The following is a 22,389-nucleotide window of genomic DNA, read 5'->3' on the forward strand; positions in this document are numbered from 1 at the left end:
CGTTGCTGCCGCTGTAGGACGACTTCCGCCACGTTGCGGTGCCGAGGGGTGCGCACTCGACGCACTGGCCGCCGGTGTCACCGCTGTAGGACGACTTACGCCACTGCGCACGCGCCAGGTCCGGTTTGCTCCCCATAGCGTTCCTCCCTCACGCGGGCGATCAGGGCCGCCGACTCCCTCGGGGAGAGAGCTTCGGCCTGGAGGCGAGCGTAACCGACGGAACGCTCCTTGATGACCTGCGGATTGGCCGTCATGTGGCCCGAGTCGTAATTCTCGCTGTAGTACAGGTCGGGGTGCCCTTCGAACCGCAGAAGGTTGAACGAGCCCATCAACCCGGTGTTCTGGCCCACCGAGAACGGCAGAACCTGGAGTTCCATCCACGGCCTGCCGTAGAGCCCTGCCAGATGGGCGAGTTGCTCTCGCATGACCTCTCGGCCGCCGACCTCCCGGTACAGCACTGCCTCATCCAGGACGACCCACAACACCGGTGGCTGCTCCCGGATGAGGAGCCGCTGGCGGTCCAGTCGTGCCGCCACCATTGCGTCGAGCCGATCCGACTGGTCGACACCGAGAACGGCCCGCGCGTACGACTCCGTCTGAAGAAGGCCGTACACGAGCTGGCACTGGTAGGTCGAGATGTACGTCGCCTTGGCCTCCATGTCGGCGTACTGCTGAAACCAGCTCGGCAACTGACTCCGCAGCACCATCCCCACCAGCCGCGAGAACAACCCGTCCGTCCCCAGCGCCGCGTCCAGCCGCTCGGAGAAGTCCCGCTGCGGCACCCTCGCCGCCGTTTCGATCTGGCCGATCAGCGACCCCGTGCAGAACACGATCGCCCCGAGCTGCGCCAGCGTCAGGCCCGCCGCCTCTCTCGCCCGCCGCAGCTCGTAGCCGTAGTAGTCCAGCGGCGACGCGCTCGGATCCAGTTCGCGGCTGCGCACACCCACCACCTCCCCTCGCTGAGAGTAGTGACAGGTGTGCTCCATGGAGTCGGTATTGGGTGGACATCACCCCCGGGGGCCACTCTCCCCTTCGTCCAATTCATGCAAGCACGCTTGATTGTTTCTGGGCCCGCTGCCATGCTCCCTCCCATGGCCGACCCGACGCCCGTCATCGACGACCTGCGTGCCGAGAGCGACGAACTCGACCTGCTGGTGGCTGAGTTGAGCACCGAGCAGTGGAGGCTTCCGACTCCCGCGCCCGGCTGGACCGTCGCCCACCAGATCGCGCACCTCGCCTGGACCGACCAGTCGGCGCTGCTGGCCGTCACCGACGCCGACGCCTTCCGCACCCTGGTCGAGAAGGCCCTCGCCCGCCCCGACTCGTTCGTCGACGAGGGCGCGGAGGACGGCGCCCGGCTCCCGGTCGCGGAGCTGCTGACGACGTGGCGCGCGGGCCGCACCGCCCTGGACGCGGCCCTGCGTGCGGCGCCGCCCGGCGGCCGATTCCCCTGGTACGGCCCGCCCATGTCCGCCGCCTCCATGGCCACCGCCCGGCTGATGGAGACCTGGGCCCACGCCCTGGACGTCGCCGGCGCCCTGGGTGTGGAGCGCCCGCCCACCGGCCGGCTCCGGCACGTGGTGCGGCTCGGGGTGCGGACCCGGGACTTCGCCTTCGGGGTGCACGGACTCACCCCGCCCGCGGGCGAGTTCCGGGTGGAACTGACCGCGCCCGACGGCGAGATATGGGCGTACGGTCCCGAGAGCGCCCCGCAGCGCGTCACCGGCCCCGCCCTCGACTTCTGTCTCCTGGTCACCCAGCGCGCCCACCGCGCCGACCTCGCCCTGACGGCCGTGGGCCCGGACGCCGACCGCTGGCTCGGCATCGCCCAGGCCTTCGCGGGCCCGCCCGGTACCGGCCGCGCGCCCAAGGAGGCCACCCGGTGAAGCCGCTGCGCATCGGCAACTTCTCCGGCTTCTACGGCGACCGCGCGGACGCCCTGCACGAGATGCTCACCGGCGGCGAGATCGACGTCCTCACCGGTGACTACCTCGCCGAACTCACCATGCTCATCCTCGCCCGCGACCGGCTGAAGGACCCGTCCGCCGGATACGCCCGCACCTTCCTGCGCCGGCTGGAGGACTGCCTCGGCCTCGCCCTGGAGCGCGGAGTGCGGATCGTCACCAACGCGGGCGGCCTCAACCCCGCCGGTCTCACCGACGCCGTCAGGGAGCTGGCGGGCCGGCTCGGCCTCCCGGTGCGGGTCGCGCACGTCGAGGGCGACGACCTCACCGCCCGTCACCCCGGCGCCCTCGCCGCCCACGCCTATCTCGGCGGCTTCGGCATCGCCGAGTGCCTTAGGGCCGGCGCCGACGTGGTGATCACCGGCCGGGTGACCGACGCGGCGCTCGTCACCGGGCCCGCCGCCGCCCACTTCGGCTGGCGGCCCGGGGAGTACGACCGGCTCGCCGGTGCCGTCGTCGCCGGGCACGTGCTGGAGTGCGGGACCCAGGCGACCGGCGGCAACTACGCGTTCTTCGGGGACGGCGACGTACGCCGGCCCGGCTTCCCGCTCGCCGAGATCCACGCCGACGGCGGCAGCGTCGTCACCAAGCACCCGGGCACCGGCGGCTTCGTGGACGTGGGCACGGTCACCGCCCAGCTGCTGTACGAGACGGGCGGCGGCCGGTACGCCGGACCCGACGTCACCGCCCGGCTGGACACCGTACGGCTGAGCCAGGACGGACCGGACCGGGTGCGGATCGAGGGGGTGCGCGGGGAGGCGCCGCCGCCGACGCTCAAGGTAGGAGTGAACAGGATCGGTGGCTTCCGCAACGAGGTCGTCTTCGTCCTCACCGGACTCGACATCGAGGCCAAGGCGGCCCTGGTGCGCGAGCAGCTCGCCGACGCGCTCACCAAGACACCGCCCGCGGACGTCCGCTGGGACCTGGTGCGGACCGACCGGGCCGACGCGGACACCGAGGAGACGGCCAGCGCGCTGCTGCGGCTCGTCGTGCGGGACCCGGACGAGCGGGTCGTGGGGCGGGCGCTGAGCGGGGCCGCCGTGGAACTGGCGCTCGCCGGCTACCCGGGCTTCCATGTGCTGTCCCCACCGGGAAAGGGCGCCCCCTACGGGGTGTTCGAGGATGTGTACGTGCCCCATGGGGACGTCGACCACATGGCCGTCCTCCACGACGGACGCCGTGTCCCCGTGCCGGTGCCCCGGGAGACCCGGGCCCTGGAGGACGTGCCGCCCCCGCCCCTGCCCGAGCCCCTTCCGCCCGGCCCGGCCCGCCGCGCGCCCCTCGGTCTCGTCGCCGGGGCCCGCAGCGGGGACAAGGGCGGGAACGCGAACGTCGGCGTGTGGGCGCGGACGGACGACGCCTGGCGGTGGCTCGCGCACACCCTGACCACCGACACCTTCCGGCGGCTGCTCCCCGAGAGCCGCGACCTGCCCGTCACCCGGCACGTGCTCCCGAACCTGCGCGCCCTCAACTTCGTCGTCGAGGGCATCCTCGGCGCCGGCGTCGCCGCGGGGGCCCGCTTCGACCCGCAGGCCAAGGCCCTCGGCGAATGGCTCCGCTCCCGCCACCTGGACATCCCGGAGACCCTGCTGTGACGGTTCTGCAGACCGCTCTCGACCCCGCCGGACCCGACTACCAGGCCCATCGCGAGGCCATGCTCGCCAAGCTCGCCGATCTGGAGTCCGAGCACGCCAAGGCCCTCGCGGGCGGCGGCGAGAAGTACGTGGAACGGCACCGCAAGCGCGGCAAGCTGCTGGCCCGCGAGCGCATAGAGCTGCTGCTGGACCCCGACACCCCGTTCCTCGAACTGTCCCCGCTGGCCGCCTGGGGCAGCGACTACCCCGTCGGCGCCTCCCTCGTCACCGGCATCGGCGTGGTCGAGGGCGTGGAATGCCTGATCACCGCCAACGACCCGACCGTACGCGGCGGCGCCAGCAACCCCTGGAGCCTGAAGAAGGCCCTGCGCGCGAACGACATCGCCCTCGCCAACCGGCTGCCCTGCATCAGCCTGGTCGAGTCCGGCGGCGCCGACCTGCCCTCCCAGAAAGAGATCTTCATCCCCGGCGGCGCCGTCTTCCGGGACCTGACGAGGCTCTCCGCCGCCGGCATCCCGACCGTCGCCGTCGTCTTCGGCAACTCGACGGCCGGCGGCGCCTACATCCCCGGCATGTCCGACCACGTGATCATGGTCAAGGAGCGGGCCAAGGTGTTCCTCGGCGGGCCGCCGCTGGTGAAGATGGCCACCGGCGAGGAGAGCGACGACGAGTCGCTGGGCGGCGCCGAGATGCACGCGCGCGTGTCCGGCCTCGCCGACTACTTCGCCGTGGACGAGCCGGACGCCCTGCGCCAGGCGCGCCGGGTCGTCGCCCGCCTGAACCACCGCAAGGCGTACCCGGACCCCGGGCCCGCCGAGCCGCCCAAGCACGACCCGGAGGAACTCCTCGGCATCGTCCCGGGCGACCTGAAGATCCCCTTCGATCCGCGTGAGGTCATCGCCCGGATCGTCGACGGCTCCGACTTCGACGAGTTCAAGCCGCTCTACGGGACCAGCCTGACCACCGGGTGGGCCGCCCTGCACGGCTATCCCGTCGGGATCCTGGCGAACGCCCAGGGCGTGCTCTTCAGCGAGGAGTCGCAGAAGGCCGCCCAGTTCATCCAGCTCGCCAACCAGCGCGACATCCCGCTGCTCTTCCTGCACAACACCACCGGCTACATGGTCGGCAAGGAGTACGAGCAGGGCGGCATCATCAAGCACGGCGCGATGATGATCAACGCGGTCAGCAACAGCCGGGTCCCGCACATGTCGGTCCTCATGGGCGCCTCGTACGGCGCGGGGCACTACGGCATGTGCGGCAGGGCCTACGACCCCCGCTTCCTCTTCGCCTGGCCCAGCGCCAAGTCCGCCGTCATGGGCCCGCAGCAGCTCGCCGGCGTGCTGTCGATCGTCGCCCGGCAGTCGGCGGCCGCCAAGGGACAGCCCTACGACGACGAGGCGGACGCCGGGCTGCGCGCCATGGTGGAGCAGCAGATCGAGTCCGAGTCGCTGCCCAAGTTCCTGTCGGGACGGCTGTACGACGACGGGGTCATCGACCCGCGCGACACCCGCACCGTTCTCGGCCTGTGCCTCTCCGCCGTCCACACCGCGTCCTACGAGGGCGCGCGCGGTGGCTTCGGCGTCTTCCGGATGTGAGGGATCCCGTGATTTCGAGTGTGCTCGTCGCAGGCCGGGGCGAGATCGCCTGCCGTATCTTCCGCACATGCCGCGAGCTGGGAATCCGGACGGTCGCGGTGCACTCCGACGCCGACGCGGACGCGCTCCACACGCGCGAGGCCGGCACCGCCGTACGGCTGCCGGGCGCCGCGCCCGCGGAGACGTATCTGCGCGGCGACCTGATCGTGAAGGCGGCCCTGGCGTCCGGCGCCGACGCCGTGCACCCCGGCTACGGATTCCTCTCCGAGAACGCCGGCTTCGCCCGCGCGGTCGTGGCCGCCGGACTGATCTGGATCGGCCCGCCGCCGCAGGCCATCGAGGCGATGGCGTCCAAGACCCGCGCCAAGCGGCTGATGGGCCTCGCACCCCTGGACCCGGCCGAGGTCACCGGGGCAGACCTGCCGGTCCTGGTGAAGGCCGCCGCGGGCGGCGGGGGGCGCGGCATGCGGATCGTGCGCCGCCTGGAGGACCTCGACGGGGCGCTGGAGGGCGCGCGCACCGAGGCCGCGAGCGCCTTCGGCGACGGCGAGGTCTTCGTGGAGCCGTACCTGGAGCACGGCCGCCATGTGGAGGTCCAGATCCTCGCCGACACCCATGGCACCGTCTGGGCGCTCGGCACCCGCGACTGCTCCCTCCAGCGCCGCCACCAGAAGGTCGTCGAGGAGGCCCCGGCGCCCGGAATCGGCGAGGGGCTCGCGAAGGAGCTGCACGCGCTGTCCGTGCGCGCCGCCCGCTCCGTCTCGTACGTCGGCGCCGGCACGGTCGAGTTCCTCGTCGCCGACGGCCGAGCCCACTTCCTGGAGATGAACACCCGTCTCCAGGTCGAACACCCCGTCACCGAGGCCGTGTTCGGCCTCGACCTGGTCGCCGAGCAGATCCGTGTCGCCGAGGGACACGCCCTGGCGAGCGACCCGCCCCGCCCGCACGGCCACGCGGTCGAGGCCCGCCTGTACGCCGAGGACCCCGCCCACGGCTGGGCCCCCCAGACCGGCACCCTGCACCGCCTCGCCGTCCCCGCCGGCGTCCGCCTGGACACCGGCTACACCGACGGCGATACCATCGGCGTCCACTACGACGCGATGCTCGCCAAGGTCGTCGCCCACGCCCCCACCCGCGCCGAGGCGATCCGCCGCCTCGCCGGCGCGCTGGAGTCCGCCGCGATCCACGGCCCGGCCACCAACCGGGACCTGCTGGTGCGTTCCCTGCGTCACGAGGAGTTCACGGCCGCCCGCATGGACACCGGCTTCTACGACCGCCACCTCGACGGGCTGGCCGGCTCCGCCGCCGACCCGTACGCCCCCCTGGCCGCGGCCCTCGCCGACGCCCGCGGCCGCTCCCGCTCCCGCTTCGGCGGCTGGCGCAACGTCCCCTCGCAGCCGCAGGTCAAGCGGTACGAGATGGCGGGGGAGGAGCACGAGGTCCGCTACCGGCACACCCGGGAGGGGCTCGCCGCGGACGGGGTGCGGGTCGTGCACGCCGACGCGGGCCTGGTGGTGCTCGAAGTGGGCGGGGTACGCCGGAGGTTCGAGGTGTCCCGGTACGGAGACCAGGTCCACGTCAACACCGTCCGCCTCACCGCCCTGCCCCGCTTCCCCGACGCGGAGTCCCAGCTCGCACCGGGTTCGCTGGTGGCCCCGATGCCGGGCACCGTGGTCAAGATCGCCGACGGCCTGACGGAAGGGGCAACGGTTCGGGCGGGCCAGGGCCTCATATGGCTGGAGGCGATGAAGATGCAGCACCAGATCTCGGCGCCGGCCACCGGAATCCTCACCGCCCTGCACGCCGAGCAGGGCCGGCAGGTGGAGCCGGGCACGTTGCTGGCGGTGGTGCAGACACCCTAGGGGCGCGGGGAACCGCGCGCCCAGCCACGGATCACCCGCAGCCCGAAGGAGTCCGATGACCACCCACGTCGAATCCGAAGAACACAAGGCCCTCCGATCCGCAGTGGCCGCCCTCGGCAAACGCTACGGCCGCGACTACCTCGTCCGCACCGTCGCCGAAGGCAAGCCCCTCACCGAACTCTGGTCCGAGGCGGGCAAGCTCGGATACCTCGGCGTCAACCTCCCGCAGGAGTACGGAGGGGGCGGCGAAGGCATATCCGAACTCGCCATCGTCCTCGAAGAGCTGGGCGCGGCGGGCTCCCCGCTCCTCATGCTCGTCGTCTCACCCGCGATCTGCGGCACGGTGATCGCCCGCTTCGGCACCGAGGACCAGAAGACCCGCTGGCTGCCCGGGCTGGCGGACGGCACCCGCCTCATGGCCTTCGGCATCACCGAACCCGACGCCGGCTCCAACAGCCACCGCATCACCACCACGGCCCGGCGGGACGGCACCGACTGGCTCCTCACCGGGCGCAAGGTGTTCATCTCCGGTGTCGACATGGCCGACGCCGTCCTGATCGTCGGCCGCACGGAGGACGCCCGCACCGGCAGCCTCAAGCCCTGCCTGTTCATCGTGCCGACGGACGCCGAGGGCTTCCGGAAGAACCCGATCGACATGGAACTGAGCGCGGCCGAGAAGCAGTTCGAGCTGGTCCTGGACGACGTACGGCTGCCCGCCGACGCGCTGGTGGGCGACGAGGACGCCGGTCTGCTCCAGCTGTTCGCCGGACTCAACCCCGAGCGGATCATGACCGCCGCCTTCGCCATCGGCATGGGCCGCTACGCGCTCGCCAAGGCGATCGAGTACGCCCGCGACCGTACCGTCTGGAAGTCCCCCATCGGCGCCCACCAGGCCGTCGCGCACCCCCTGGCCCAGGCCCACATCGACCTCGAACTGGCCCGGCTGATGATGCGGAAGGCGGCCCACCTGTACGACGCCGGCGACGACATCGGCGCGGGCGAGGCCGCCAACATGGCCAAGTACGCCGCGGCCGAGGCCTGCGTGAAGGCCGTCGACCAGGCCGTGCACACCTTCGGCGGCAACGGGCTCACCCGGGAATTCGGTCTCGCCTCGTTGATAACGGCCGCACGCGTGGCTCGTATTGCACCGGTGAGCCGGGAGATGATTCTGAACTACGTCTCCCACCAGACCCTGGGTCTGCCCAAGTCGTACTAGGCGCCCGTCTTGGAGGAACCGTGTTCCGCAGCGAGTACGCAGACGTCCCGCCCGTAGAACTCCCCATCCACGAGGCCGTCCTGGGCCACGCCGCCGGCTTCGGCGACCAGCCGGCCCTCGTCGACGGCACGGACGGCACCACCCTCACGTACGACCAGCTGGACAGGTTCCACCGGCGCATCGCCGCCGGACTCGCCGGCATCGGCGTCCGCAAGGGCGACGTCCTCGCCCTGCACAGCCCCAACACGATCGCCTTCCCGACCGCCTTCTACGCGGCCACGCGCGCGGGTGCCGCCGTCACCACGGTGCACCCGCTCGCCACCGCCGAGGAGTTCGCCAAGCAGCTCCGCGACAGCGCCGCCCGCTGGATCATCACCGTCTCCCCGCTGCTGGGGACCGCCCGCCGGGCCTGCGAACTCGCGGGTGGCGTGCGCGAGATACTCGTGTGCGACAGTGCGTCCGGGCACCGCTCCCTGAGCGAACTGCTCGCCTGCGACGGCCCCGATCCCCGCGTCGGCATCGATCCGGCCGAGGACATCGCCGCGCTGCCGTACTCCTCCGGCACCACCGGCGTCCCCAAGGGCGTCATGCTCACCCACCGGCAGATCGCCACCAACCTCGCCCAGCTGAAACCCGCCGTCCACGCGGGCCCCGGCGACCGCATCCTCGCGGTCCTGCCGTTCTTCCACATCTACGGCCTCACCGCCCTGATGAACGCGCCCCTGAGGGACGGCGCCACGGTCGTCGTCCTCCCGCGCTTCGAGCTGGAGACCTTCCTCGCCGCCATCCAGAACCATCGCATCACCGGCCTGTACGTCGCCCCGCCGATCGTCCTCGCCCTCGCCAAGCACCCCGCGGTCAGCCGCTACGACCTCTCCTCCCTGAAGTACGTCCTCAGCGCCGCCGCCCCGCTGGACGCCCGGCTCGCCCGCGCCTGCTCGCAACGGCTCGGCCTGCCCCCGATCGGCCAGGCCTACGGCATGACGGAACTGTCCCCCGGCACCCACGCCGTCCCCCTCGACCGCCTGCACGACGCCCCCGCCGGCACCGTCGGCAGACTCATCGCCGGCACCGAGATGCGGATCGTCTCCCTGGACGACCCCGGCAAGGACCTCGGCGCCGGCGAGGCCGGCGAGATCCTGATCCGCGGCCCCCAGGTGATGAAGGGCTACCTCGGCCGCCCCGACGCCACCGCCGCCATGATCGACCCAGACGGCTGGCTGCACACCGGGGACGTCGGGTACGCCGACGCCGACGGCTGGCTGTTCGTCGTGGACCGGGTGAAGGAACTCATCAAGTACAAGGGCTTCCAGGTGGCCCCCGCCGAACTGGAGGCGCTCCTGCTCACCCACCCCGGCATCGCCGACGCCGCCGTCATAGGCGCCCACGACGACGACGGCAACGAGATCCCGCACGCCTTCGTCGTCCGCCACGCCGACGCCGACGCCGACGGCCTCACCGAGAACGACATCCTGCTGTACGTCGCCGAACGCGTCGCCCCCTACAAACGCGTCCGCCGGATCACCTTCATCGACACCGTCCCCCGCGCCGCCTCCGGCAAGATCCTGCGCCGACAGCTCAGGGAGCACATATGAGCCCGCCCATCGGACGCACGCGCGCGCGTGCCGTCGAGACCCTCAGCCTGGACGCCACCGACACCCGCAACGCCCTCTCGGCGTCCCTGGTGTCCGCCCTCGCCGAGGCCCTGACCGACTGCGGCAAGGACCCCGGCGTACGGGCCGTCGTCCTCACCCACACCGGCACCACCTTCTGCGCCGGCGCCGACCTGCGCGACCCGCCCGACCCGGACGCGCTGGTGGCCCTGCTCCGGCAGATCGTGGAACTGCCCGTGCCCGTGGTCGCGCGGGTCACCGGGCACGTCCGCGCCGGCGGCCTCGGACTGCTCGCCGCCTGCGACATCACCGCGGCCTCCGGCGACGCCACCTTCGCCTTCACCGAGGTCCGCATCGGCGTCGCCCCCGCGGTGATCTCCCTCCCGGTGCTCCCGCGCGCCGACCCCCGCGCTTTGGCCCGCTACTACCTCACCGGCGAACGCTTCGGCCCGGCCGAGGCCGTCCGCCTCGGGCTGCTGACGGTGACGGCGGACGACGTGGACGACGCCCTCGCCCCCGTCCTGGACGGCCTGCGCCGCTCCGCCCCCCAAGCCCTGGCCGAGACGAAACGGCTGCTCACGGCTAGGGTGCTGGAAACATTCGACCGGGACGCGGCGGGGCTGACCGCCCTCTCGGCCCGGCTGTTCTCCTCCGACCAGGCCAGGGAGGGGATGACGGCCTTCCTGGAAAGACGGGACGCGGCATGGGCGGTGTGACCGGATGAGCACGACGGCGGAACGCGACCCCCTGCCCCGGCAGGACCACAGCGCCGAACCCGGCCGCGGCCCCACACAGGACCGCGGCGCCAGACCCGACCGCAGTCCCAAACAGGACCGCAGCCGGGTCACCCGGCAGCGGCTCCTGGAGGCCGCCGTGGCCTGCCTCGCCGAGCACGGCTGGGCGGGCTCCACGGTCGCCGTCGTCGCCGAACGCGCCGGCGTCTCCCGGGGCGCCGCCCAGCACCACTTCCCGACCCGGGAAGACCTCTTCACCGCCGCCGTCGAGTACGTCTCCGAGGAACGCTCCCTCGCCCTGCGGGCCCTGTTCCCGGACGGCGCCGCCGACCGCCGCGCCGTCGTCGCCGCCGTCGTCGACCTCTACACCGGCCCGCTCTTCCGCGCCGCCCTGCACCTGTGGGTCGCCGCGTCCAACGAGGAACAGCTGCGCCCGCGCGTGACCGAGCTGGAGGCCCGCGTCGGCCGCGAGACCCACCGCATCGCCGTCGACCTCCTGGGCGCCGACGAGTCCCGCCCCGGCGTCCGCGAGACCGTCCAGGGCTTCCTGGACATGGCCCGCGGCCTGGGCCTGGCCAACCTCCTCACCGACGACACCGCCCGCCGCGAACGCGTCGTCACCCAGTGGGCGGCACTGCTGGAGCACGCACTGGACTGACCACGCCCACGAGAAGCCGCCGCGAGGAGACGCGAGGAGACCGGCACGAGGGAGCCGTGGCGGGGAGTCCCGCGGGGAGCCACCGTGAGCGGGAGTCGTCGCGAGCACGGCGAGAGCCCGGCGCCGGCCACCGCCAGTGAGCCGTGGCGGGAAGCGACTTCGGGGGAGCCGTCACGGGGAGCGGTGGCGGGAAGCGACTTCGGGGGGAGCCGTCACGGGGGAGTCCTGGCGCGGGAGCGACCTCGGAGGAGCCGTCACGAGGGAGCCGTGGCGGCAATTCGTCCCGTAGGAGCCGGGCGGCAGGCGTCGTCGCGGGGCGCGTTACCCTTGGCCCATGCTTCCGATGCTCGTCCGCCGCCGCCACGTGGATTACGTGCGCGTCACGAGCATGGGCTGTCGGCGCCTCTGCGCCTGACCCAGCCCCCTGTATCTCTCTTCTTCCCAGTTTCCGGCACCGGGGGCCGCCTCCACCCCTCGGCGGCCGCCCGCGCCCCGTACACCCTGCGGACGCACCATGACCACGCATACGGCGACGTCGTACACCCAGCTCCCGATCATCGACCTGTCGGCCGCCGACCGGGGCCCCCAGGCGCGCGCCCTGCTCCACGCCCAGCTGCACAGCGCCGCCCACGACGTCGGCTTCTTCCAGCTCGTCGGCCACGGCGTCACCCCGGCCGAGACGGACGCGCTGCTCACCGCCATGCGCGCCTTCTTCGCCCTCCCCGAGGCCGACCGGCTCGCCCTCGACAACGTCGGCTCCCCCCACTTCCGCGGCTACACCCGCACCGGCGACGAGCGCACCGGCGGCGCCCGCGACTGGCGCGACCAGCTCGACATAGGCGCCGAACGCCCCGCCCGCGTCCCGGGCCCCGGCGAGCCCCCGTACTGGTGGCTCCAGGGACCCAACCAGTGGCCGGCAGCCCTCCCCGAACTCCGCACGGCAGCTCTCGCCTGGATCGACAGGCTCAGCGCGGTCGCCCACCGCCTCCTGCGCGAACTCCTGACCGCCATCGGCGCCCCGGCCGACTTCTACGACCCGGTCTTCGGCGACCGTGCCCACCCGCACCTCAAGCTGGTCCGCTACCCCGGCAGCGCGGCCGACGGCACCGACCAGGGCGTCGGCGCCCACAAGGACTACGGGTTCCTCACCCTGCTCCTCCAGGACACGGTCGGCGGCCTCCAGGTCCAGCGCGAGGACGGCCGCTTCCACGACATACCGCCGATCGAGGGCGCGTTCGTCGTCAACCTCGGCGAACTGCTGGAGGTGGCGACCAACGGCTACCTGCTGGCCACGAACCACCGGGTCGTCAGCCCGCCCGGCGCCACCGAGCGCTACTCGGTGCCGTTCTTCTACAACCCGCGCCTGGACGCGAAGGTGGACCCGCTGCCCTTCCCGCACTCGACGACGGCCCCCGGCGTCACCACCGACCCGACGAACCCCCTGTACGCCGAGTACGGCTACAACGAACTCAAGGGCAAGCTGCGGGCACACCCGCTGGCGGCGGAACGCCACCACGCGGGCCTCGCGACTCCGGCATGACCACTGCCTGAAGGTCTCAGTGGGCGATGTCCTCGTAACCCGCGATGTCCTCCGGCCGCCGCGCCCCGGGACCCACGTACCGGGCGGACGGCCGCACCAGCCGCCCCGTGCGCTTCTGCTCCAGGATGTGCGCCGACCACCCGGCCGTACGGGCGCACGTGAACATCGACGTGAACATGTGCGCCGGCACCTCGGCGAAGTCGAGCATGATCGCGGCCCAGAACTCCACGTTCGTGGCGAGCACCCGGTCCGGCCGGCGGTTGTGCAGCTCCTCCAGGGCCGCCTTCTCCAGCGCCTCCGCGATCTCGAACCGCGGAGCGCCCAGTTCCCGGGCCGTGCGGCGCAGCACCCGCGCGCGGGGGTCCTCGGCCCGGTACACCCGGTGCCCGAAGCCCATGAGCCGCTCACCGCGGTCCAGGGCGTTCTTCACGTAGGTCTCCGCGTCACCCGTCCGCTCGATCTCCTCGATCATCCCGAGCACCCGGGACGGCGCACCGCCGTGCAGCGGCCCGGACATCGCGCCCACCGCACCCGACAGCGCGGCGGCGACATCCGCACCCGTGGAGGCGATGACCCGCGCCGTGAAGGTCGAGGCGTTCATGCCGTGCTCGGCGGCGGACGTCCAGTACGCGTCCACGGCCGCCACGTGCTTCGGATCCGGCTCACCCCGCCAGCGGATCATGAACCGCTCCACCACCGAGTTCGCCTTGTCGATCTCCCGCTGCGGCACCATCGGCAGCCCCTGCCCGCGCGCGGACTGGGCGACGTACGACAGGGCCATGACGGCGGCCCGCGCCAGGTCCTCGCGCGCCTGGCCCGCGTCGATGTCGAGCAGGGGCCGCAGCCCCCACACCGGCGCGAGCATGGCGAGCGCCGACTGCACGTCCACTCGGATGTCACCGGAGTGCACCGGGATCGGGAACGGCTCGGCGGGCGGCAGGCCGGGGTTGAAGGCGCCGTCCACCAGCAGCCCCCACACGTTCCCGAAGGAGACGTGCCCGACCAGGTCCTCGATGTCGACGCCCCGGTAGCGCAGGGCGCCGCCCTCCTTGTCCGGTTCGGCGATCTCCGTCTCGAACGCGACGACACCTTCGAGCCCGGGTACGAAATCGGACATCAGGCGGCTCCTTGTGATGTGTGGGCGGTGGTCACCCCGGTGATGCCCCGATCCGCTGGTGGTCACCCGTGGTCGACCCGACCGCAAGGGGGACCAGCACGATAACTCCCGGTGCCATCGTTGGGGAGACCACACGACACTGAGTGCCATACCCGTTCGATACGGCAAGATGACCGGGTGACCGATCGCGACCCGCTTCCGGACCCCGTGCTCGACCCCGCCGCCATGCGCAAGCAGTACCGGGCCGACGGCCTCACCGAAGAGGACCTCGCCACCCATCCGATGGACCAGTTCGCCCGCTGGTTCGAGGACGCCGCCCGGGCGACCCTGCACGGCACGCTCTACGAACCCAACGCGATGGTCGTCTCCACGGCGGACGCGACGGGCCGCCCCAGCTCACGCACGGTCCTGATGAAGCAGTTCGACACCGACGGCTTCGTCTTCTACACCAACTACGACTCCCGCAAGGCGCGCGACCTCGCGGAGAACCCGCACGTCTCGCTGCTCTTCCCGTGGCACCCGCTGGCCCGCCAGATCGTCGTCACCGGCATCGCCCGGCGCACCGGCCGCGACGAGACCACCGCCTACTTCCGCAGCCGCCCGCACGGCTCCCAGCTGGGCGCCTGGGCCAGCGCCCAGTCCACGGTGATCGCCTCCCGCGCCGAACTGGACACGGCCTACGCCGAACTCGAGGCCCGCTATCCCGAGGACGAACAGGTCCCGGTCCCGCCGCACTGGGGCGGCTTCCGCGTCGCCCCCGAGACGATCGAGTTCTGGCAGGGCCGCCACAACCGTCTCCACGACCGCCTGCGCTACACCGCCCGGCCGAACGGCACGTGGAAGGTCGACCGCCTCGGCCCGTGACCGCCCCGGGAACGCAGACGACCCGCAGGCTGGGTTCCTCCGGGGAGGAGCCGGCCGGACGTACCGGCAGCCTGCGGGTCGGGTGACTGCTTGGGATTGGCCGGCTGCACACCTCGAAGTGTGCTGGTCCGGCACCGCACATGGCGTGGTGACGGGCCGCTAGCCCGCAGCCACCTCACGCGTCCGGGATTCATACATCTGCCGGATCACCTCCTTTCACCGTGTAGCTGTCACCTTAAGAAGTCGTCGTGGAGGGCTCAACCGTTTTTTCGCCGCCGCTTCCCGCCCGGCTTCCCGCCCAGATCCGGACCGGCTCCCCGCCCGCCTTCCCGCTCGGCCTCCGGACCGGCTTCCCGCCGGGCTTCCGGGCGGGCGCGGGGCTGGTGGAGGTGCTCGGACGACGGGCTGGTGGACCACACGCGCGGGCCGGGGGCCCGGGTGATCGCAACGTGTGTGCTCGCCGTCGACGAGGACGGGCCGCGGTTCGCCGCACGGCGGGGATTCGTCGAGGTCGAGCGGTATGTGCCGGCCGGGGAGCGGGACGAGCGGGTGGGCCTGCGGCTCTCGCCGGGCGGCCGCGGGCATTGATCCACGGAATCTTGCGGGAACAGTATGTGGGGTGCGTCACGTTCCAGTTGAATAAGGCCAAGTGAGCGAACCGAGCGCCGTGTGGACGTGCGCGGACGCAGCCTCCAGGGGGTCCAGGTGAGTGCTTCGCGGCGGAGTGGGACCACGGACGAGCTGGGGCCGGACGAGCCCGCGGAGCCGGGGGGCTCCGATCTGCTCGCCGCTCTGCTCGACGGGATGGACGCCGCCCTGTGCGCCTTCGACGTGGACGGGGTGGTGACCCACTGGAACCGGGAGGCCGAGCGGATCCTCGGCTGGACCGCCGCCGAGGCCGTCGGGCGGCACGGGTTCGCGGGGTGGGCGGTGCGCAGCGCCGACGCCGAGGAGGTGCAGGCCCGGCTGATGTCGGCGATGCACGCGCCGGGCCGGCAGGTGCACGAGTTCGCGCTGGTGACCAAGGGCGGCGGGCGGGTGCTCGTCCGTACCCAGTCCGCCGCCGTGCGCGGGCCCGACGGGAAGCCCGCCGGGCTGTACTGCGCGTTCAGCGAGGTGCACGCGCAGATCGACCTGGAACGGTCGATCGCGCTGAGCGAGGCGCTGTTCGAGGACGCGGCCTGGGGTGTCGTGCTCGTCGACGCCGATCTGCGGCCGGCCGTCGTCAACGCGTACGCGGCGCGGGCGCTGGGTGTCGGGCGGACGGCGGCGCTGGGCCGGCCGCTGGGTGAGCTGCTCGCGCAGGGCGTGGAGGAGTTGGAGGCCGCGCTCACGCACGTCCTGGCCGAGGGCGCGCCGCCGGCGCCCGCCGAGATGTGGGTGGCGGTGCGGACGCCGGAGGGCGAGGAGCGGCGCTGCTGGCGGAGCGGGTTCCTGCGGCTGGCCTCGCCGCTCGCGGAGGAGCCGGTGCCGCTCGGCGTCGGCTGGCTGTTCCAGGACGTCACGGAGGCCAGGCAGGGCCAGCAGGAGGCGTCGCTGCTGCGGTTCCGGTCGAATCAGCTGCACCGGGCGGCCCGGGCGGCGGCCGAGTGCGAGGACCCGGCGGAGGCGGCCATCGTCCACCTGGACTACGCGCTCGCGGGCTTCGCCGACCACGCGCTCGTCGACCGGGTGGCGGGCGGCCCGCGCGCGGCGGACGAGGGCGCCCCGGGCCCGGAGGTCCGGCTGGTGCGGCTCGCGGCCACGCCCGCGGGGGCGCCGGGCCCGAGCGTGCTCACGGGCGCGGCCGGGCTGCCCGTGTGCTACGAGGAGGGCCATCCGGCGCTCCAGTGCGTGCAGCGGGCCGGGACCGTGCGTGCGGACGCCGGGCCGGTCCCGGCCGAACGGGCCCGGGAGTGGGCGCTGGAACGGCAGTGGCCCGACGACGCGGTGCACGCGTTGTGCGCGGTCCTGCGCAGCCGGGGGCGGACGCTGGGCGTGGTGACCTTCCTGCGCGCCGCCGGACGCAACCGCTTCGAGCGGTCCGACACGGCCTACGCGGAGGACGTGGCCGCACGCATCGCGGCGGCCCTGGACCTGGCGGAGGCGGCACGTGGGCGGCCGGGCGAGCAGGACCGGTAGGACGCCGACCGGGGCGGGTGCGGGGGCGGCCGGGGAGGCGGGTCGGGCAGGGGCGGCGGTGCGGGGGCGGCCGGGGAAGCGGGTCGGGCAGGGGCGGCGGTGCGGGGGCGGCCGGGGAAGCGGGTCGGGCAGGGGCGGCGGTGCGGGGGCGGCCGGGGAAGCGGGTCCCGGAGGAGGCGGCGGTGCGGGGGCGGCCGGGAAGCGGGTCCGGCGGGGCCGGTGCGCGGGCAGCCGCGTGAGCAGGTCCGGGAGCGCACCGGTCCGGGCGGGGTGAGGCGGGGCGGTCCGGGCGGTGGCCCGGGGTGCCGTCAGTGGTGGTAGAAGATCCGGTCGCCGTACTCCGTCATCACCCGGCCGTTCCACTCGTGTCCGCCGTCGACGTTGCCGGAGCGCAGCAGCGGCGGCTCGATGCCGCGGTCGGCGAGGGTGGCGGCGGTGGTCGCCATGACGGCCTGGAGCAGGGCGGTGGTGACGACGGTGGAGGCGGGGGCGAAGGGCGCCGGGATGGTGTCCAGGGCGAGTTCCGCGTCGCCGACGGCGATCTTCGAGTCGAGGACGATGTCGCAGTGGTCCTTGAGGAAGGTGCCGGAGGCGTGCCGGGACTTCGTCTCCGCGGCGTACGCCACCGAGGTCACGCCGATGACCTTCACGCCGAGGGCGCGGGCGCCCTGGGCCATCTCCACGGGCAGGGCGTTGCGGCCGGAGAGGGAGATGATCACCAGGACGTCGCCGGCGCGGAGCGGTGAGGTGTCCAGGACGGCGCTCGCGAGTCCGTCCACGCGTTCGAGGGCGGAGCCGAGGGTGGCCGGGGTGACGTCGACGCCGACGACGCCGGGAACGGTGAGCAGGTTCATCAGGGCCAGGCCGCCCGCGCGGTAGACGACGTCCTGGGCGGCCAGCGAGGAGTGTCCGGCGCCGAAGGCGAACAGGCGGCCGCCGGCCGTCACGGTGTCGGCGAGCAGGGTGCCGGCCGCGGTGATCGCCCCGGCCTCCTCGTCGCGGACCCGGCGCAGCAGTCCGATGGCGGCGTCGAAGAACAGGTCGGCAGGCGTGCCGTCGCTCATGCGGTGCCCCTTCGCAGCGTCTGTGTCGCGGATCACCGTGCGGTCTGGACCAGTGCGGTGTCAATACGGCCGGGGCCCCGGCCGGCGGTCCCGCACCCGACGCCGGGTGGCCGGCCCGCATCCCGGGCCGCCGCCCGGCCCGTCCGCGCACCCGGTCACACCGGAACCTCCGACGGCGGTCGTCCGCGCACCCGGTCACACCGGAACCTCCGACGGCGGTCGTCCGCGCTCCCGGTCACGGCCGGAACCTCCGACGGCGGTCGTCCGCGCTCCCGGTCACGGCCGGAACCTCCGACGGCGGTCGTCCGCGCTCCCGGTCACGGCCGGAACCCCCGACGGCGGTCGCCCGCGCGGCCCGTGCGGTCCGGTCCGCCCTCTGGACGGCCGCCCGCCCGCGCCCGCGCTCGGCTACTGTCGTGCCCCCGGACGGCGGTCCTCCGGGCGGCCCTGTTTTCCTCGCGGGCCCCGCTTGTCAGCGGGATCCGGCAGAATTGGCGGCAGGGCCAGCGCACGCGCCGGGCTGCCGGCAGAGGTAATCAAGGGGCACGTATGTCCGGACTGATCGACACCACGGAGATGTATCTCCGCACCATCCTCGAACTCGAAGAGGAAGGCGTCGTCCCCATGCGCGCCCGCATCGCGGAGCGGCTGGACCAGAGCGGCCCCACGGTGAGCCAGACGGTGGCGCGGATGGAGCGCGACGGTCTGGTGTCCGTGGCCAGCGACCGGCATCTGGAGCTGACGGACGAGGGGCGCCGGCTGGCGACGCGCGTGATGCGCAAGCACCGCCTGGCCGAGTGTCTGCTCGTGGACGTGATCGGGCTGGAGTGGGAGCAGGTGCACGCGGAGGCGTGCCGGTGGGAGCACGTGATGAGCGAGGCCGTGGAGCGGCGTGTGCTGGAGCTGCTGCGGCATCCCACCGAGTCGCCGTACGGCAACCCCATCCCGGGCCTGGAGGAGCTGGGCGAGAAGGACGGCGCGGACCCGTTCCTGGACAAGGGCATGGTCTCGCTGGCGGACCTGGACGCGGGCGCGGACGGCAAGACGGTCGTCGTGCGCCGCATCGGCGAGCCGATCCAGACGGACGCGCAGCTGATGTACACGCTGCGGCGGGCGGGTGTGCAGCCCGGTTCGGTGGTGAGCGTGACGGAGTCGCCCGGCGGCGTGCTGGTGGGCAGCGGCGGCGAGGCCGCCGAGCTGGAGGCGGACGTCGCCTCCCACGTGTTCGTCGCCAAGCGCTGAGACGGCGGAGGGCCCCGGCGCCGTGTGGCGCCGGGGCCTGTCCTCCCCTGTGCTGACCCGGAGCCCCGAGCTCTCAGGGTCAATCCCCTCGGACCGGCTTTTCCCCGAGCGGTCCGCCTCCCGCCAGAAGAGATCCCCTCGGCTGCGGCGATCATGCCCCGAGAGGTGTCACTCGAATGAGGGGTGTTGTCCGCGGATACGGAATCTTCGAATGACTATTCGATAACCTGAGGCAGCAGCTGGACGACGAGGCAGGCGGAGCTGGGGGGTGCCAGTTCGATGGCGCGGCGTATGGATGTGACGGGAGCGGGCGGCGTGCGGCTGGCCGCCTGGGAGTTCGCCGACCCCCCGAAACCGGAAGCGGAGCCGATCCCACCGCAAGGGGGGCCGGACGCCGTGGCGCAGGAGGCGGAGCACGGCGCTCCGGGCGTGCTGTTACTGCACGGCCTGATGGGCCGCGCCTCCCACTGGGCGGGCACCGCCCGCTGGCTCGCCGGACGCCACCGCGCCGTGGCGCTCGACCAGCGCGGCCACGGCCGGAGCGACAAGCCCGCCCGGGCCGCCTACACCCGCGACGCCTATGTCGAGGACGCCGAGGCGGCCGTCGAGCAGCTCGGACTCGGCCCCGTCCTCCTCGTCGGCCACGCCATGGGCGCGCTGACCGCCTGGCAGCTCGCGGCCAAGCGTCCCGACCTGGTGCGCGGCCTGATCATCTGCGACATGCGGGCCTCCGCGCTCGGCGCGGCCTCGCAGCGCGAGTGGGCCGACTGGTTCCGTTCCTGGCCCGTGCCCTTCGCCAGCCTGGCCGACGTCCGCAAGTGGTTCGGCGAGGACGACCCCTGGGTGGAGCGGCCCAGCCCGGCGCGCGGCGCGTTCTACGCCGAGGTGATGCACGAGTGCGAGGACGGCTGGCGCCCCGTGTTCGAGCCGGAGCAGATGCTCAGCTCCCGTGAGACATGGGTCTACGACGCCCACTGGGAGGAACTGGCCCAGGTCCGGTGCCCGACGCTGGTGGTGCGCGGCGTGGACGGTGAGCTGGGGCGGGCGGAGGCGCAGGAGATGGTGCGGGTGCTGCCGCGGGGCCGGTATGCGGAGATCGCCGACGCGGGGCATCTGGCCCACTACGACCTGCCGGAGGCCTGGCAGGCGGCCGTCTCGCCGTTCCTCGACTCGCTGCACGAGGGCTGAGCGCCCGCGCGTCCGTGGCGCCGGCCGGTCGGCGGGTGCGGGCCGTTCGTGACCGGTCGCGCGGTTCCCCGCGCCCTTTGAGGAAGCCTTACCGGGCCGATGCGAGGGGCGTGAGGACCACCCACGGGCCCACTCACGGACCCACTCACGGACCCACGGCCGCCGGCGGACCGGAACTCCGCCGACGAGAGGGCGAACCGGTTACCGGTCGCGCCCGCAGGCGTAGGCGAGCGGCGAGATCAGTTCCTCCACGTCCGGCAGCCACCGGTTCGCCGGGGTGGGCCGGCAGGCCCACTGCACCGCCCCGCGGGACCCGAACCGCGTGGGCGGCGCCGCCACGTGCCCGCCCTCGCCCAGCACCAGCAGATCCAGCGACGACAGCGGCCACCCGAGCTTGCGGACCAGCTCCGCCACCTTCGCCGACGCCCCCGGCAGCACGAAGAACTGCATCCGCCGGTCCGGCGTCAGCGTGACCGGCCCGAGCGTCAGCTCCATCCGCTCCATCCGGGCCAGCGCCAGGAAGCCCGCGCTCTCGGGGACGGACAGCGCGTCGAACGTCCGCCCCGTCGGCAGCAGGATCGACGCCGTCGGCTGCTTCTGCCACATCCGGCGCGCGACGGTCGCACTGCCGGTCGCCTGGCTCGCCCAGTCGGGGCGCGTGGGGTGCGCACCCGGCGCAGGGCAGGTGGTGTCGCCGCACGAGCAGCGCTGCATCCCGTCGACGGCTTCCAGCCAGGTGCCCGGGAACACGTCCCAGTGCCGTTCCTCGGCGTACCGTACGGCGGTCTCCAGCAGCGATTCCCCGCGCTGCTGCGGAATGTGACCGGCAATCTGAGTGTTCTGGGCGCCCGCGATCGTCTCTTCCACGCTCCACTCAACTCCCGCACCCACCTTGGGTTACGGCTGTAGCGCGCGCGGGGGAGGAGCATCGATTCCGCAGTCGGGGCGCATGGGTGCACGGCCGGGGGCGCGCGGGAGGAAGCAGGGCGTGGGGTGGGTAGCCAGTGGTGGGGGTGGCATGCGTCTTTACCCCGGCAAACCGCACATGTCGCGCATTGACGGTATGTCAGCTGGGCAGTGATCTTCCGGCCGGAACTTCACGCTCCAGGGGATCGCAACGCAGGGGGTAGCACATGGCCGCAAGGCCTCTCGTGGCGAGGCAGCCGAACGAACGACTGCAGGCACTCATCCAGGAAGCGGGGTGCTCGAACGCCGGGCTGGCCCGGCGGGTCAACATGTGCGGCGCCGAGCACGGTCTCGACCTGCGCTACGACAAGACGTCCGTGGCCCGCTGGCTGCGCGGCCAGCAGCCGCGGGGCCGGGCCCCGGCGATCATCGCCGAGGCGCTCGGGCGCAAGCTCGGCCGTACGGTCACGATCGACGAGATCGGCATGGCCAACGGCAAGAACCTCGCCTCGGGGGTCGGTCTCCAGTTCTCGCCGACGGTGCTGGGGGCCATCGAGCAGGTCTGCGAGCTGTGGCGCAGCGACGTGGGGCGCCGGGACTTCCTGTCCGGCTCCTCCGTCGCCGCCTCCGCGCTGGTCGAGCCCAGCCGCGACTGGCTGATCTCGGCGCCGGACGCCCAGGTGGCCCGGCAGGCCGGCCCGCGCGTGGGCCAGGCCGACGTGTCCGCCGTCCGGTCCATGACCCAGGCGCTGGTGGACCTCGACCACCAGTACGGCAGCGGCCATGTGCGCCCGGTCGTCGTCCACTACCTCAACAGCGTCGTCTCCGGACTCCTCGCGGGCTCGTACCGGGAGGCGGTCGGCCGCGAACTCTTCGCCGCCGTCGCACGGTTGACCGAACTGGCCGGGTACATGGCCGTGGACACCGGCCAACCGGGGCTCGCCCAGCGGTACTACATCCAGTCGCTGCGGCTCGCCCAGGCCGCCGGGGACCGCGGATACGGCGGTTACGTCCTCGCCGCGTCCATGAGCCATCTCGCCGCGCAGCTCGGGAACCCGCGCGAGATCTCCCAGTTGGCTCGGGCGGCGCAGGAGGGCGCACGCGGGCACG

At 73.2% G+C, this 22,389-nt stretch carries 20 protein-coding genes; 15 read left to right on the top strand and 5 right to left on the bottom strand.

The features are described 5' to 3' along the window. Together JK361_RS39230 and JK361_RS39235 are read right to left on the bottom strand one after the other, a co-directional pair. A partial coding sequence (locus JK361_RS39230; protein ID WP_201827649.1) for a DUF397 domain-containing protein occupies positions 1-136 on the bottom strand: 136 nt, incomplete at its 3' end. Continuing rightward, positions 96-941, bottom strand: a complete 846-nt coding sequence (locus JK361_RS39235) for a helix-turn-helix domain-containing protein (RefSeq protein ID WP_372448787.1) — start codon at positions 939-941, stop codon at positions 96-98. The genes JK361_RS39230 and JK361_RS39235, both read right to left, overlap by 41 nt. A 150-nt stretch (positions 942-1,091) precedes the next feature. Between JK361_RS39235 and JK361_RS39240 the strand changes: the two genes are divergently transcribed. From JK361_RS39240 to JK361_RS39280, 9 genes are all read left to right on the top strand, one after another. Beyond that, complete coding sequence (locus JK361_RS39240) at positions 1,092-1,886, top strand: TIGR03084 family metal-binding protein (RefSeq protein WP_201827655.1); 795 nt, start codon at positions 1,092-1,094, stop codon at positions 1,884-1,886. Next, the gene (locus JK361_RS39245) at positions 1,883-3,559 is read left to right on the top strand and encodes an acyclic terpene utilization AtuA family protein (RefSeq protein ID WP_201827658.1); all 1,677 of its coding nucleotides are present in this window, start codon (positions 1,883-1,885) and stop codon (positions 3,557-3,559) included. Before JK361_RS39240 ends, JK361_RS39245 begins: the two co-directional genes overlap by 4 nt. Next, positions 3,556-5,154 (top strand): acyl-CoA carboxylase subunit beta, encoded by a 1,599-nt coding sequence (locus JK361_RS39250; RefSeq protein WP_201827661.1) that lies wholly within the window; start codon positions 3,556-3,558, stop codon positions 5,152-5,154. Before JK361_RS39245 ends, JK361_RS39250 begins: the two co-directional genes overlap by 4 nt. A gap of 8 nt (positions 5,155-5,162) precedes the next feature. Then, entirely contained in the window at positions 5,163-7,016 is a 1,854-nt protein-coding gene (locus tag JK361_RS39255; protein ID WP_201827664.1) for an acetyl/propionyl/methylcrotonyl-CoA carboxylase subunit alpha, read from the top strand. Positions 7,017-7,071: 55 nt separating this feature from the next. After that, the gene (locus JK361_RS39260) at positions 7,072-8,232 is read left to right on the top strand and encodes an acyl-CoA dehydrogenase family protein (RefSeq protein WP_201827668.1); all 1,161 of its coding nucleotides are present in this window, start codon (positions 7,072-7,074) and stop codon (positions 8,230-8,232) included. A gap of 20 nt (positions 8,233-8,252) precedes the next feature. Continuing rightward, on the top strand, positions 8,253-9,827 hold the full coding sequence (locus tag JK361_RS39265) for a 4-coumarate--CoA ligase family protein (protein WP_201827671.1): 1,575 nt from the start codon (positions 8,253-8,255) through the stop codon (positions 9,825-9,827). Then, positions 9,824-10,561 carry an enoyl-CoA hydratase family protein gene (locus tag JK361_RS39270; RefSeq protein ID WP_201827675.1) on the top strand — a complete coding sequence of 246 codons (738 nt, stop codon included), beginning with the start codon at positions 9,824-9,826 and terminating at the stop codon, positions 10,559-10,561. The genes JK361_RS39265 and JK361_RS39270 overlap by 4 nt, the downstream gene beginning before the upstream one ends. A gap of 4 nt (positions 10,562-10,565) precedes the next feature. Then, on the top strand, positions 10,566-11,237 hold the full coding sequence (locus JK361_RS39275; protein WP_236054604.1) for a TetR/AcrR family transcriptional regulator: 672 nt from the start codon (positions 10,566-10,568) through the stop codon (positions 11,235-11,237). Between the two features lie 514 nt (positions 11,238-11,751). Beyond that, positions 11,752-12,777, top strand: a complete 1,026-nt coding sequence (locus JK361_RS39280) for an isopenicillin N synthase family dioxygenase (protein WP_201827678.1) — start codon at positions 11,752-11,754, stop codon at positions 12,775-12,777. Between the two features lie 16 nt (positions 12,778-12,793). Here the strand turns inward: JK361_RS39280 and JK361_RS39285 are convergent, their stop codons facing one another. Beyond that, positions 12,794-13,894 (bottom strand): citrate synthase 2, encoded by a 1,101-nt coding sequence (locus JK361_RS39285; RefSeq protein WP_201827680.1) that lies wholly within the window; start codon positions 13,892-13,894, stop codon positions 12,794-12,796. Between the two features lie 177 nt (positions 13,895-14,071). Between JK361_RS39285 and pdxH the strand changes: the two genes are divergently transcribed. The 3 genes from pdxH to JK361_RS39300 all read left to right on the top strand — a co-directional run bounded on the left by pdxH (position 14,072) and on the right by JK361_RS39300 (position 16,879). Further along, positions 14,072-14,758 (top strand): pyridoxamine 5'-phosphate oxidase, encoded by a 687-nt coding sequence (gene pdxH, locus JK361_RS39290; RefSeq protein WP_201827682.1) that lies wholly within the window; start codon positions 14,072-14,074, stop codon positions 14,756-14,758. Between the two features lie 438 nt (positions 14,759-15,196). Next, positions 15,197-15,346 carry a hypothetical protein gene (locus tag JK361_RS39295; protein WP_201827684.1) on the top strand — a complete coding sequence of 50 codons (150 nt, stop codon included), beginning with the start codon at positions 15,197-15,199 and terminating at the stop codon, positions 15,344-15,346. 117 nt (positions 15,347-15,463) lie between these two features. Further along, entirely contained in the window at positions 15,464-16,879 is a 1,416-nt protein-coding gene (locus JK361_RS39300; RefSeq protein WP_201827687.1) for a PAS domain-containing protein, read from the top strand. 308 nt (positions 16,880-17,187) lie between these two features. On the opposite strand, the gene JK361_RS39305 is transcribed toward JK361_RS39300, so the two are convergent. Then, a complete protein-coding gene (locus tag JK361_RS39305) occupies positions 17,188-17,943 on the bottom strand; it encodes an SIS domain-containing protein (RefSeq protein WP_201827690.1) in 756 nt (251 codons plus the stop codon). A 549-nt stretch (positions 17,944-18,492) separates the two neighbouring features. Here JK361_RS39305 and JK361_RS39310 point away from each other — a divergent pair. Both JK361_RS39310 and JK361_RS39315 read left to right on the top strand, forming a co-directional pair. Further along, positions 18,493-19,185, top strand: a complete 693-nt coding sequence (locus tag JK361_RS39310; protein ID WP_201827693.1) for an iron-dependent transcriptional repressor DtxR — start codon at positions 18,493-18,495, stop codon at positions 19,183-19,185. 279 nt (positions 19,186-19,464) lie between these two features. Further along, a complete protein-coding gene (locus JK361_RS39315) occupies positions 19,465-20,373 on the top strand; it encodes an alpha/beta fold hydrolase (RefSeq protein WP_201827695.1) in 909 nt (302 codons plus the stop codon). A 201-nt stretch (positions 20,374-20,574) separates the two neighbouring features. On the opposite strand, the gene JK361_RS39320 is transcribed toward JK361_RS39315, so the two are convergent. Continuing rightward, positions 20,575-21,240, bottom strand: coding sequence for a bifunctional DNA primase/polymerase (locus tag JK361_RS39320; RefSeq protein WP_201827697.1), 666 nt, complete (start codon positions 21,238-21,240; stop codon positions 20,575-20,577). A gap of 266 nt (positions 21,241-21,506) precedes the next feature. Here JK361_RS39320 and JK361_RS39325 point away from each other — a divergent pair. Beyond that, positions 21,507-22,389, top strand: an 883-nt coding sequence (locus tag JK361_RS39325) for an NsdA family TPR-like regulatory protein (protein ID WP_504739920.1), incomplete at its 3' end; no start/stop codon positions are given.

Origin of the sequence: Streptomyces musisoli, assembly GCF_016741855.1 — a bacterium.
In the GTDB taxonomy this organism is placed as follows: Bacteria; Actinomycetota; Actinomycetes; order Streptomycetales; family Streptomycetaceae; genus Streptomyces; species Streptomyces musisoli.